This window comes from Cyanobium sp. Morenito 9A2 (assembly GCF_024345575.1).
GTDB lineage: Bacteria > Cyanobacteriota > Cyanobacteriia > PCC-6307 > Cyanobiaceae > ATX-6F1.
On record NZ_JAGQBJ010000006.1, the window covers coordinates 14227 to 26274 of the forward strand.

At 62.3% G+C, this 12048-nt stretch carries 16 protein-coding genes; 11 read left to right on the top strand and 5 right to left on the bottom strand.

Annotation, left to right across the window (positions count from 1 at the left end):
• Nucleotides 1-113: 113 nt before the first annotated feature.
• Both tsaB and KBY88_RS08835 read right to left on the bottom strand, forming a co-directional pair.
• Nucleotides 114-767, bottom strand: a complete 654-nt coding sequence (gene tsaB / locus KBY88_RS08830) for a tRNA (adenosine(37)-N6)-threonylcarbamoyltransferase complex dimerization subunit type 1 TsaB (RefSeq protein ID WP_254939559.1) — start codon at nt 765-767, stop codon at nt 114-116.
• A complete protein-coding gene (locus tag KBY88_RS08835; RefSeq protein WP_254939560.1) occupies nt 764-1015 on the bottom strand; it encodes a Ycf34 family protein in 252 nt (83 codons plus the stop codon). Before KBY88_RS08835 ends, tsaB begins: the two co-directional genes overlap by 4 nt.
• Between KBY88_RS08835 and KBY88_RS08840 the strand changes: the two genes are divergently transcribed.
• Nucleotides 1014-2288 (top strand): tRNA nucleotidyltransferase/poly(A) polymerase-related protein, encoded by a 1275-nt coding sequence (locus tag KBY88_RS08840; RefSeq protein WP_254939561.1) that lies wholly within the window; start codon nt 1014-1016, stop codon nt 2286-2288. The two genes, KBY88_RS08835 and KBY88_RS08840, sit on opposite strands and share 2 nt — an antisense overlap.
• 156 nt (nt 2289-2444) lie before the next feature.
• A complete protein-coding gene (locus KBY88_RS08845) occupies nt 2445-2870 on the top strand; it encodes an RNA recognition motif domain-containing protein (RefSeq protein ID WP_254939562.1) in 426 nt (141 codons plus the stop codon).
• A 138-nt stretch (nt 2871-3008) separates the two neighbouring features.
• Here KBY88_RS08845 and KBY88_RS08850 read toward each other — a convergent pair whose 3' ends face one another.
• Together KBY88_RS08850 and KBY88_RS08855 are read right to left on the bottom strand one after the other, a co-directional pair.
• Entirely contained in the window at nt 3009-3185 is a 177-nt protein-coding gene (locus KBY88_RS08850; RefSeq protein ID WP_254939563.1) for a hypothetical protein, read from the bottom strand.
• Nucleotides 3186-3227: 42 nt separating this feature from the next.
• Nucleotides 3228-3746 carry a cyclic nucleotide-binding domain-containing protein gene (locus tag KBY88_RS08855; RefSeq protein WP_254939564.1) on the bottom strand — a complete coding sequence of 173 codons (519 nt, stop codon included), beginning with the start codon at nt 3744-3746 and terminating at the stop codon, nt 3228-3230.
• A gap of 131 nt (nt 3747-3877) precedes the next feature.
• Between KBY88_RS08855 and KBY88_RS08860 the strand changes: the two genes are divergently transcribed.
• From KBY88_RS08860 to KBY88_RS08900, 9 genes are all read left to right on the top strand, one after another.
• Entirely contained in the window at nt 3878-4738 is an 861-nt protein-coding gene (locus KBY88_RS08860) for a DevB secretion protein (RefSeq protein WP_254939565.1), read from the top strand.
• Nucleotides 4735-5931 (top strand): ABC transporter permease DevC, encoded by a 1197-nt coding sequence (gene devC / locus KBY88_RS08865; RefSeq protein ID WP_254939566.1) that lies wholly within the window; start codon nt 4735-4737, stop codon nt 5929-5931. The genes KBY88_RS08860 and devC overlap by 4 nt, the downstream gene beginning before the upstream one ends.
• A 1-nt stretch (nt 5932) precedes the next feature.
• Nucleotides 5933-6646, top strand: coding sequence for an ATP-binding cassette domain-containing protein (locus KBY88_RS08870; RefSeq protein ID WP_254939567.1), 714 nt, complete (start codon nt 5933-5935; stop codon nt 6644-6646).
• On the top strand, nt 6643-7590 hold the full coding sequence (locus tag KBY88_RS08875) for an alpha/beta fold hydrolase (RefSeq protein WP_254939568.1): 948 nt from the start codon (nt 6643-6645) through the stop codon (nt 7588-7590). The genes KBY88_RS08870 and KBY88_RS08875 overlap by 4 nt, the downstream gene beginning before the upstream one ends.
• Before the next feature lie 459 nt (nt 7591-8049).
• On the top strand, nt 8050-8292 hold the full coding sequence (locus KBY88_RS08880; RefSeq protein ID WP_254939569.1) for a hypothetical protein: 243 nt from the start codon (nt 8050-8052) through the stop codon (nt 8290-8292).
• 185 nt (nt 8293-8477) lie between these two features.
• The gene (locus KBY88_RS08885) at nt 8478-9002 is read left to right on the top strand and encodes a helix-turn-helix domain-containing protein (RefSeq protein WP_254939570.1); all 525 of its coding nucleotides are present in this window, start codon (nt 8478-8480) and stop codon (nt 9000-9002) included.
• A 3-nt stretch (nt 9003-9005) separates the two neighbouring features.
• Nucleotides 9006-9140, top strand: coding sequence for a hypothetical protein (locus tag KBY88_RS08890; RefSeq protein ID WP_254939571.1), 135 nt, complete (start codon nt 9006-9008; stop codon nt 9138-9140).
• A 19-nt stretch (nt 9141-9159) separates the two neighbouring features.
• Nucleotides 9160-9591, top strand: a complete 432-nt coding sequence (locus tag KBY88_RS08895; RefSeq protein WP_254939572.1) for an integrase core domain-containing protein — start codon at nt 9160-9162, stop codon at nt 9589-9591.
• A 61-nt stretch (nt 9592-9652) separates the two neighbouring features.
• Nucleotides 9653-10966 (top strand): MFS transporter, encoded by a 1314-nt coding sequence (locus KBY88_RS08900; protein ID WP_396102899.1) that lies wholly within the window; start codon nt 9653-9655, stop codon nt 10964-10966.
• Nucleotides 10967-11045: 79 nt separating this feature from the next.
• Here KBY88_RS08900 and KBY88_RS08905 read toward each other — a convergent pair whose 3' ends face one another.
• Entirely contained in the window at nt 11046-12038 is a 993-nt protein-coding gene (locus KBY88_RS08905; protein WP_254939574.1) for an aromatic ring-hydroxylating dioxygenase subunit alpha, read from the bottom strand.
• Nucleotides 12039-12048 lie beyond the last annotated feature (10 nt).

The window sequence follows — 12048 nt, forward strand, 5'->3', positions numbered from 1 at the left end:
CCGTCCGCGGCGACGGCGGCGGGGCCGCTGCTGGGCGCGCTCCCGTTCCGGTTGGGGACGCCGCCGGCGGCGGGGCGGCCTGGAACGCGGTGGCAACGGGGAAGGCGAGGCCGTCATCCGCGGGGCTCCACCGGACTGGTGGGGTAGAGGGGCAGCACCACCTGCCAGGGGGCGGGCCGCTGGGCCTGGGCCGCCTCAGCGGCGATCGCCAGCAGTTGCGCCGCATCCGCCGCCGCCGCCACCTGCGCCTCCAGCCGGGGGCCACGGCCAAGCCCCTGCTCGGAATCAAAAAAGCGCGGCGCCAGGTGTTCGCGCACCCCACCTGGCGAGGTCGGATCGGCACCGTAGAGACCGGCCACCAACCCATGGCGGGGGAGGGTCTGCACCACCGCAAAGCGCTCGGCAGCGGCCTCACTCACCCCCTGGGCCCGCAGGCGGCGGGCGATCAGCAGAAAACTGCCCACCCCGTGGAGGGGGATCGCCAGTTGCTGGGCCAGGGTGCGGGCCATCACCACGGTCAGCCGGGTTCCCGTGAAGCCGCCTGGCCCGGTGGCCACCGCCAGCCGGCTGATCTCCCGCCACCTTGCCGCCGGCAGCACCTGCTCCACACACGAGAACAGCTCGGTCGAGAGCGCTCGCCCGAGGGGGAACTCCAGCACGCGCAGCGATGACCCGGCCGGCGAGGTCGGAGCCAACTCCTGGAGGCCCACGGCGAGGGTGTCGCTGGAACTGTGCAGGGCCAACAGCACGGTTGCCTTCGCGCTCATGAGGGCAGGCAAGCACCCGGGCGCAGCCTTCGCCAGCGGCCGGGCTCAGCGCGAAAGCTGGCGCAGCCACGCACATCCCACTCAACCCCAACGCCATCAGCGGCCAGATCGATCACCTGAATGTGGATGCGAGGGTCGATGGGCGCCACATCGGGAGAGGAGCTCAGGTGAGGGACGCCATGCTGGCGCTCAACCGCGTGGTAAGCCTGGCAACGGTCGACCCAGTGGCAATCGACGCAGATGCACATGCCACCCTGCCCTGCAGATCGACCCATTCTGGGGTCAGAGGCGGCCGCGGAGCTGTGGCTGTCGCTGGCGCCCGGGGGCTGGCCCCTGCCCTGGCAGGCCTTGCCGGCCGGTACGGCCCTGGTGGGGGGCGCCGTCCGCGATGGCCTTCTGGGGCGCCTAGGCGCGCGGCCCGATCTGGATCTGGTGGTGGGCGTCGAGGCGATCGCCCTCTGCCGCCAGCTGGCCGAACGCTTCGGCGGTCACGCGGTGGTGCTGGATCAGGAACGCTCCATCGCCCGCTTGGTGATCCGTGGCTGGACCGTGGACCTGGCCCGGCAGGTGGGAGACAGCCTGGAGGACGACCTGCGCCGCCGGGACTTCAGGCTGAATGCCCTCGCCCTGCCCCTGGCGGCTGAAACCGCCTTGGTGGACCCCACCGGTGGCCTGGGGGATCTGCGGCGGCGCCAGGTGGTGGCCGTGAGCGAGGCCAACCTGCTCGATGATCCGCTGCGCCTGCTGCGCGGGGTGCGGCTGGCCAGCCAACTCGACTTCTCTTTGGAGGAGAGCACCCTCGCCTGGATCCACCAACACCATGGCCGCCTGCGGGAGGTGGCACCGGAGCGGGTGCTGGGGGAACTGGAGAAACTGGCGGCCAGCCCCCTGGGTCACAGGGGCCTCGCCCTGGCGGGCACCACTGGCCTGCTGCAGCCCTGGACCAGCGCCGCCCCAGCCGCCCATCTGGAGTCCCTCAGCCGCGAACGGGCCTTCGCCTGCGGCCTTACCCAAGAGGAGGCCAACGACGCCCTGCCCCTGGCCCGCCTGGCCGCCCTGTGCGATGGCGCCGCCTTGGATCACCTGCGCAGCAGCCGGAAGCTGCAGGGCCGCTGCGGGCGGCTTCGCCGCTGGCGGCAGCGGCTGGGGGCCTCGGCCCGGCAGGCGGCAGCGGCCCTGGGGGCCATGGGCGAAGCGGAACGGCTGGCGCTGCATCGTCAACTGGAGGGGGAGCTGCCTGCCCTGGCCTTGCAATTGCCACCAGACCTGGGGCAGGTCTGGATGGCGCGCTGGCGCGATCCGAGCGACCCCCTGTTCCACCCCCGGTCACCTCTCGATGGGCGCCGCCTGCAGCACGGGCTGGGCCTGGCCGCCTCCCCCCAGCTCGGCGCACTGATCGACCACCTCACCTTGGAGCGGGCCTTCGGACGCCTCGGGGGCGAGGCCGGGGCCTTGGCGGCGGCACAACGGTGGTTAGTGCGACAGACAAGTGCTGGATTGAAGGTCCCGCGCCGTGATTAACTGCTGTGGCAAAGGCGAATCAAACTGCCTGATTCAGGCTGAAGGATTCAGTTGGGACCTGCTTCGCGGGTCCACTCCGGTCGCAGCGGCCCCTGTTTCTGCCCTGACGCCCACCTCCTTTGGTCACCCCCCAACCCTTCCCCTCCCATCCTCTCCATGAGCGTTCGTCTGTACGTCGGCAACTTGCCGCAGAGCTTTGATTCCAAGGAGCTCGACGCTCTCTTCACCGCGGTGGGCGAGGGGGTCCGCTTCAAGGCCGTGCAAGACCGGGAAACCGGCGCCAGCCGTGGCTTCGGCTTCGCCAACGTGGACAACGAGGCCATCGCCGATGCCGTGATCGAACAACTCAACGGCCGCGACTTCGGCGGCAACGCCCTGCGCATCGAGCGCTCCGAGCGCAAGGACACCCGCCCCGGCACGGTCGACCGCCGGCCCGGCGCCGCCCCCTCGACCGTGGCCCGCAAGGCGATCAACAAGGTGGTGCACAGCGACAGCATCGAGGAAGGGGCCCCCGACCCCCGCTGGGCCGGGGAACTGGCCAAGCTCAAGTCGCTGCTTGACAATCAGAAGGCGGCGGTCTGAACCTGGCCAAGGCCCTCTGGCCGTCCACTGTTTCATCAACGAACCCCCGAACCGGCGATCCACCGGTTCGGGGGTTTTTCCGTCCAGCCGCACTGTTGGCGTCCAATCCTGCGGTCGTTCGAGGAGGAAGGCTCGCTCCTAGGGCAGCAGAGCAGCCAAGGCGATCACACCGACGAAGATGGCCAGGAACATGAACCCCATCTTGGTCATCTTCGACTCATGGTCTTCCATGCCCTGGTCGACGGCCTTGTCGAGGTCTTGGCGGAAGGCCTCAAAGGCAGCCCCTTTCTCTTCCTGGGTTGGATCTTGGCGCATGGCGGGAACACCGGGTAAGTGGAATGGAGCTGACGACTGCGCTCAGCCTCGGTGGAAAAACCAGTAGGCGCCAACAGCCAAGAGCACCATCAGCACGATCGGTATGGCGATGGCGGCCATGCCGTTGTGGCTCTTCACCACCCGCGATTCATGGGCCACCACCGCCTGGCGGATGCTCAGCTGCATTTCTTCGCGCAGCCGCGCGAGATCGGAGTCGAGGGACTCTTCGCTGAATAGCTGCTTGAGACGTTCGTAGGTGGTCTTGCCGAGGATCAGGCTCTTCTCGGGATGCTCGTAGAGAATGTCGAGAAGCTCGTCCCGCTCGATCTTCATCAGCTCTGCCTTGGCGGCCACCCGGGCATTGGAGGTGCGGCTGCGGCCGTCGATCACCTCAATTTCACCAAAAACGTGACCAGGTCCATGGGTCTCGTCGATGCCCTCGCCCGTCTCCGGGTAGGGGGTGGTGAGCTCCACCTTGCCCGAGCGCACGAGGAAGATGCTCTCGCTGGGCTCGTCAACTTTGTAGACGTACTCGCCTGGCTGCAGAGTGACGCGCCGCATGCCTTAAGGCCACCTGATTGCGCGGGGATGCTAAGCCTGCAGGACGACTAAAGTCCGGCCACTTGCCAACCTCCATGGCCGCCTCGAGCCCACAGCGGGGGTTTCTCCATGCGCAGCGCTTTAAACCATGGTTGATCGCAGCCCTGCTGGGGGGCGTGGCGGTGGTGGGCTGGCACCTGACCCGCCCCAAGCCGACCCCGCCCGCCAAGGCGCCCCTGGTGCAAGCCGTCACCGCCCTGGGCCGTCTCACCCCCAAGGGAGACCTGGTGAACCTCTCGGTGCCTGCCGGCACCGTCGGTGGCAATGAGGTGGTGGAGCGCTGGTTCGTGCGCGAAGGGACGACGATCCGCAAAGGTGAGGTCCTGGCGCGGCTGAGCAGCTACGGGCAGCTCAAGGCCAACCTCGATCAATCCCAGGCGATCCTCGTTTCCACCAGGGCCCTTCTGCCCTTCCTGGAGATCAGCAAGAGCCGCGGCCAGGAGCTCTACGGCGACGGTGCCATATCCGAAGAGGAACTGGCCAAGACCAGCGCCAGCATCCTCACCAAGCGCGCCGACATCGTCGGTGCCCAGGCAGCTGTGATCAGGGCCCGCAAGCAGCTGAGCGCCGCCGAGATCCGTTCGCCCCTCGATGGCCACCTGATCCGCATCTTCAGCTGGCCCGGGATGAAGGAAACCGATCAGGGCCTTGCCCTGGTTGGGCGCACCGGTGAAATGCAGGTCTGGGCCCAGGTGTTCCAGAGCGATGTGGCCAAGCTCCGCATCGGCCAGGGGGCCACGGTGAGCCCCGAAAGTGGTGGCTTCTCCGGCACGCTGCGGGCCGAATTGGAGTCGATCATCGGCCAGGTTTCGGCCCGCGACCTCTTCTCCACCAACGGCAACAACGATGTCAACGCACGGGTGGTGCTGGTGAAGCTGAACCTTGATCCAGGCGATCGAGAGCGCCTGGCCCGGCTCAGCGGCCTGAACGTGACCGTGCGCTTCGATCCATGAGCTGGATCCGGCGCCTGATCGGCCGCCTCAACCTGGCCGACCTGCCCCTGGCCTGGCTGCAGCTCAAGCGCCAGCCGATCCGCTACCTCGTGGCCGTCACCGGCATCGGTTTCGCCGCCCTGCTGATGTACATGCAGCTGGGCTTCCAATCGGGGCTGCTGAATAGCGCCACCACCTTTTATGAAGCGCTGGATGCTGATCTGGTGCTGATCAGCCCGGGCACCCTCAACAGCGGCAACTTCCAGCAGTTCCCCCAGTCATTGCTGTTCAATGCCCTCGGGGTGGAGGGGGTCCAACGCACGATTCCCCTGTATGTGGCCAACGTCAATGTGCAGAAGCTCGGCGGCGTGAAGCCCACCAGTCTGCGGCTGATCGGCTACGACCCGGAAGCCCGCGTGCTCAACCTGCCAGCGGTCCTGGCCCAGAGCGACCGGCTCAAGACCCCCAACTACGTTCTGTTCGACACCCTGGGCAACCGCAACACCGGGCCGATCGCCGCCGCTGTGAAGCGCAACGGCGCCCAGGAGCTGATCCTTTCCGACTTCTCCAAGACCTTCCGGGTGGTGGGCCTGTTCAACCTCGGCTCCACCTTCGCCGCGGACAGCAACCTGATCAGCAGTGATTCCACAGCGATCCAGCTGGCCTTCCGCCAGATCAACGAAGGGGAGATTTCCCTCGGTCTGATCCGTCTGTCCCCAGGTACCGACAGCGTGCGGGTGCAGGATTTCTTGCGCAGGCTCTATGGGCGCGAACTTCAGGTGCTCAACAAGGTCGAGCTCATCGCCCAGGAGCGTGACTACTGGAACACCGCCTCTTCCTTCGGGGTGATCTTCGGTTTCGGCACGATCATGGGGCTGCTGGTGGGCGGCGTGGTGGTCTATCAGGTGCTCTACACCGACGTCAGCGATCACCTCAAGGAGTACGCCACCCTCAAGGCGATGGGCTTCGCCGATGGTTTCATCCTCACGATCGTGATCCAGGAGGCCTTTCTTCTCGGCGTTTCCGCCTTCATTCCCGCCACCTTGATCGCTACTGGCATGTACGCCTTCCTCACTTCCGCCTCCGGCATCCGCATCGAGATGAGCGCCGACAAGACCGGCCTGGTGGGAGCCCTCACCCTCGGGGTATGCGCCGCTTCCGCCGCCATCGCGATCCGCAAGATCAAGGAGGCCGATCCGGCCTCCGTCTTCTGAGATGACGAACGTGGACGGCGCCGTGATCGTGAGCAAAAATCTGCGCCACAGCTACGGCGTGGGCGAGCTGCGCACCCAAATCCTGCATGGCCTCGACTTCGCCGTGAATGCCGGCGAGGTGACCTTGCTTGTGGGCCCCTCTGGCAGTGGCAAAAGCACCCTGCTCACATTGATCGGTGCCCTGCGCTCGGTGGAGGAAGGTTCGCTCAAAGTGCTGGGCCAGGAACTCAGTGGCTCGAGCGAGAGCGATCGAGTGCAGATCCGACGCCGCATCGGTTTCATCTTCCAGAGCCACAACCTGGTGGCCTCCCTGACGGTGCTGCAGAATGTGCAACTGCTGCTCCAACTGAATGAGCCAGATCCAAAAGCTCGCGTGGAGAAAGCCTGCAATCTGCTTGAAGCGGTTGGTCTCAGCCACCGGCTGTACCACTACCCGGACGAACTGTCGGGTGGCCAACGCCAACGTGTCGCTATTGCCAGGGCACTGGCCCCCGAACCTGAACTGATCCTTGCCGACGAGCCGACGGCATCCCTGGACAGCCAGTCAGGCCAGGACGTCGTTGAACTGCTTGGAGACCTGTGCCGCCGAAGGCGCAGTGCTGTTCTGCTGGTCACCCATGACCTACGCCTGCTCAAGGATGCTGACCGCATCTGGCGCATTGAGGATGGCCGCGTCAACCCTTGGCAACCTGACATCGCTGCAACCGCCCCATGAGCGACTCCATCTATCCCTCGAACTGGCAATGGACCTGGTCATGGCAGGGCCACTCGATCGCTTACATCTCAGGACCCCACGACGGCAGTGTGGAGCCCCCCGCACCCAGTAATGTCGTCCTGATTCACGGGTTTGGGGCCTGCAAGGAACACTGGCGCCACAACGTTCCATCACTCCGACGTGAGCGCAGTGTCTTCGCCATCGATTTGCTCGGTTTCGGTACAAGTGACAAACCACGCTCAAGGTTGGAGGGAGAGCCTGAAGAACCGGGCAGCTGTCGTTATTGCATCGACCTCTGGGCCGATCAAGTGGTGGCCTTTGTAGAGGAGGTCGTACAGGCCCCCGTCCAGCTGGTGGGTAACTCCATCGGTGGTGTCGTGGCCCTTACAGCAGCCCACAAGCTGGAACAACAGGGGCAACCCGTCAGTGGCATCGTCTTGATCGACTGCGCGCAGCGCGCCCTGGATGACAAGCGCCTGGCGGAACAGCCACCTCTACGCCGCTGGGGCAGACCCCTACTCAAGTCACTCGTCCGCCAACGCTGGCTCACCGGCGGATTGTTTAGACAACTGAGCAAGGCCAACATCATTCGCAAGGTGCTTCAGCAGGCGTATCCCACAAGCCAGAATATTGACGACCAACTGGTGCAACTTCTGCTCCAACCAGCGCAACAGCCGGGAGCCAGCGAAGCGTTCCGCGGCTTCATCAACCTCTTCAACGACCGCATCGCCCCTGAGCTCCTTGCGGAGCTCAGGACACCGGTCCGGATGATCTGGGGTCAAAGCGACCCCTGGGAACCGATATCCGAAGCGCGGCGCTGGAGCACATTTGCCTGTGTGCAAGACCTGGTGGAGCTGCCTGATCTAGGCCACTGCCCCCACGATGAAGCCCCAGAGCAGGTGAATCCCCACCTACTGGATGCGTTCCGCCATGGCGACCGCTGACATCCCGACCAGTACCCGATCACGCGTGATCAGTTTTTTTTACCTGAGACCAGGCGCAGATCGCTGGGCTGACACTGCCATGCAGCCTGATGATCCGCGCAGCGAGCTGGGCACAGCTCGCAACGCGCATCTCTGCTTGATAGGTACTCATGCCAGCGAGCCAAGGCTGCCCCGCATGTGCGCGCCGCAAACGGATCACACCAAACCCGTCGAGACATACCTGCCAACCTGCCCCCTCTGCCAGGAAAGATGACGCCTCTCCATCCCGACCATTCCAAACACCAGGGGGCCTGATGGAATCGATCGATGCGTCCCTACAGCGAGACCGTCAAGGCTGATGTCCGCCGGCGGATGAGCCCGCCTAACCGCCAGAGCGTGGCGGAGATTGCCGAGGAGCTGGGCATCCATGTGATCACCCTCTAAAACTGGCGCAAGACCTGGCGGCTGCAGGGGGAAGTGGTGCCCGCCACTCAGAAGGACCCTGAGGGTTGGGGACCGGCCGACAAGTTCACGGTGGTGCTGGAGACCGCCGGCATGAACGCCACAGAGCTCGGCGCCTACTGCCGCGAGCGGGGCCTGTTCCCGGAGCAGGTGGACCGCTGGCGCCAGGCCGCCCAGGATGCCAATGCGCAGCCGCTGCTGACGATGACCGAGCAGAAGGACCTCCAGAAGCGGCACCAGGCCGATCAGCGGGAGATCTAGCCGTAGGCTGCTCTGAAGGAGTAGCGGCTGCAGCAGGAGTTGCGCCGCAAGGACAAGGCCCTGGCGAAGGCGGCGGTGCTGCTGTAGCCGCAGGCTTCTGCGAAGCAGTACGCCTCAAAAAAGATCCAGGCCTACTGGGGCGAGGACGAGGGAGACTGACCTCTCCGGCCGATCGCCGCAAGGCCTTGGAGATCCTCGATGCCGCCGTGGCCGCCAGGGCACGGGCCCGTGCGGTGTCTGCATTGCTGGGCGTCGGGCTCACCACGCTGCAGCGCTGGCGGCGTCAGTTCGCGGGTGATGGGGACGGACTAGATCGCCGCCGCAGAGGCAGCCCCCGCCATGTGGCCCACCGCCTCAGTGAGGAGGAGCGCCAGCGAATCCTGCTCACCTGCAACCAGCCCGAGTTCGCGGCGCTGCCGCCGGTGCAGATCGTGCCGATCCTGGAGGATCGGGGCCTCTACATCGGCTCGGAGCGCAGCTTCTACCGGGTGCTCCATGCCCACGGCCAGGCCCACCGCCGCGGGCGGGCCCGTCCACCCCAGGAGCCAAGACCGGTGCCACGGCTGCAGGCCAGGGGGCCGAATCAGCTCTGGAGCTGGGGCATCATCTACCTGCCCACCAGCGTCTGTGGCGTCTGGCTATACCTCTACCTGGTGATCGACGTCTGGAGCCCCCTACCTGGCCCTAGGCCAGCGTGCCGGAGGCACTAAGTCGTGGCCTGGGACGTGGCCGAGAGGGAAGACGCACAAATCGCCGCTGATCTGGTCAGCCGCGCGTGCCTGCGGGAGCGGATCAACAAAAGCCGGCCCCAGCCTTTGATCCTCCATGCCGATAACGGCAACGCCTAGCCGCAGGCTTCTCGCAGAGTTGCGTGCCGCCACACTCGAGAGCCGTCTGGAGGAGCTGGGAGACCTCAGATCCTTCTCCAGGCCGAGGGTGAGCAACGACAACCCCTACTCGGAGTCGCTGTTCCGCACGATCAAGTACCGGCCGGATTACCCCCGGCGGCCTTTCCGCAGCCAGGAAGAGGCCTGCCGCTGGGCCTGTGCATTCGTGGACTGGAACAGCCACAGGCACCGCCACAGTTCCATACGGTTCGTGACGCCTGATCAGCACCACAGCGGTCAGGCTGTTGAACTCTGTCGTCACCGCGCTCTTGTCTACGAGCAGGCCAGCCAGAGACATCTCTGCCGTTGGAGCCGCAGCACTCGCTGTTGGATTCAACCGGAGGTGGTCTGGATCAACCCGCCACCCTCAGAAAACGACATCACTCCAGCTCGGTTGATGATGGTCGCCTGATCGGCGACAGGGGCGTCATCTTTCCTGACAGCCACCGCATGCAGACAGCGTCCTGGCAGCAATCGCCCTGAGCCGATTGAGCGTTGCGCACGGAGATAGTGAAGGCGAATCCATCAGCAAGACGCTCCAGGAAGCAGGCCAACCCATACAATGGGGCAAACAGGCCTCAACAGTGCTCAAAAAGATCACAAACCCACTAAGCGTCGTCTTCTTTACTATATTACTCGATAAAATAGGAGAGAATATTATATTTCCAATACTGCCATTCGTGCTTGCTTCTTACAATCCGAATGCACTGACTATCGGATTGACTGCATCTGTTTCAACCTTTTTCGGCACGCTTGCATCTCCTGTCACCGGAGCGCTTGCAGACATTTCCGGCAGGAGGCCCATCATCCTCACTTGCATTGCCTTAAACTTTGGAGCACTTCTAATATTCGGCTGGGCAAACTCTCTGGCCCTGATTCTTGTCTCAAGAGCCATTACTGGCGTTGCCATGTCAAGCAATGGAGCGCTTCAGGCCTACATCGCTGACATTTCAACAATTAGCAACCGCGCCAGGAATCTTGGATTAATAGGAGCGGCATTCGGATTGGGTTCAATTTTTGGCCCCGTCTTGGGAGGAGTATTAGTTGGGTTCGGGCCCAAAGTACCAATTTTTGCCACTGCCGGGCTAACTGCCTATAATTTAATTACAGCTGTTCTGTTTCTTAAAGAGACAAAGCCACAGGCCCAAGGTCAAACGGCTGAGCTTCGGCAAATCAAACTCGTTAAACCTGTCATTGACCTACTAAAAACGCCTGTAATAAACAAGGTAGCAATCGGCTTTAGCGCCTATAGCTTTGCATTTTCGGCTTTTACAAGTCTATTGGTTTTAGCCCTTAAAGATCTCTTTGACTGGAACTCCAGTCAGACGAGTGGCTTATTCGTTCTACTTGGCCTTACACTTACCGTAGCTCAGGTCTGGTTCACCGGCAAGACCGTCAACAAACTGGGCGAATACTCAGTTAACCGCTATGGAATGATAGCGACAGCCATTGCACTGACATTGATTCCAATAGCTTCCCTCATCAAGCCTCTAAGTGCAACCATAATTGTAGCCTCCGCAATGCTGCTTGCGATCGGAGCATCGTTTGTACAGCCGACATCAAGAAGCATGGTCTCAGGCCTAACCCCAAGCGAAAAACAAGGCGTTGTACTCGGAAGCCTTGCATCTCTTACCAACCTCGCCAACTGTGCAGGCCCAATCGTAGCCGGACTTGTCTACGACAAAACACCAAGCGGAAGCTTCTTGATTCAGGCAGCAGTTATTCTGCTTGGTGCTTTCTTACTTGGCTCCAATCCGAAACATGAGTCAGAGTGCGGACAGACTTAAATTCGATTCAGTAATAGCATACTTCACGGAGCAAGCAGGCCGAGCACAAGAGAAAAACAAAAGTCATGCAATGCTTGCACTAACTCTTGCCGGAAAGCAGAGCCGCCATCTTCTTTCGATATGCAAGGATTAGCCTATCAGAGGCTAGGAGTAGCTCACGCTGCTCTAGATCCCACGTCAGCCCCTTGTCCTGGGTCTCCACCACAGAGCGGTCTTCGTGATAGGTGTGCGTGGTATCCTTCAGGAACTGGTGATCAGCAAAAGGCTGCCTGACAAAGTTTCTAACCTCAATCCACTTGGTGAGCGTTCGGGTTGAGCTCAATGGTATGTTACTTGCCACGTATATAAAGCGATATCCTTTCATATTGAAATGCACGTCCAGCCTGTTCAGGCTAGGCAGATAGCAAGTCATCCAAGATGTGGAGTGCTCAATCTCTCTCCTAATTGCCAACCTGAAAAGGCCAGTCCGCTTGGGAGGCTTTGTGTTAACAAAACAAGAGACCGAGCGATCAGTTTCAACAACCTCCAAAGGATGAATTGCCGCCTCATCACGGTTGGCAAAAAACGTTTTGTGGACAAAAGGGGCATGGGACGTATCAAGAGTTGCCTCGACAACACGGCTAAAGTTGGCATCCCACTCATACTCACCTTGAACAGCTCGCCAGCCTGGATCTCCAAACTCTGGAAAGTCTGGAATTAGATTCGGATCAGCGTTTTCTATTGCCCCAGGAAAAAGCCAAATGAAGCCGGCCTTTTCAAAGGCCGACAATATCTTTAGCTTGGCGAGGCTTGGTATCGGAGTTCCAGGCTGGTCAACAGGTACATGTACACACTGCCCCTCGGCGTTAAAGCTGAATCCATGATAGGGACAATGCAAGCACCCTGATTCAACCCATCCATTCTTGAAGCTTGCACTGCGATGAGGGCAGCGGTCGTAAGCAGCTCTCGGCAAGCCTTTTTCATCGCGGAACAGTATATACTTCTGAGCCAGTAGAGTGACTTGCCGGGGAGATGGGCCTAGCGATGAAGCATGTTCAACAGCGTACCAAAAGTCATGAAGCCCTTCTAGCATGGTAATCAGT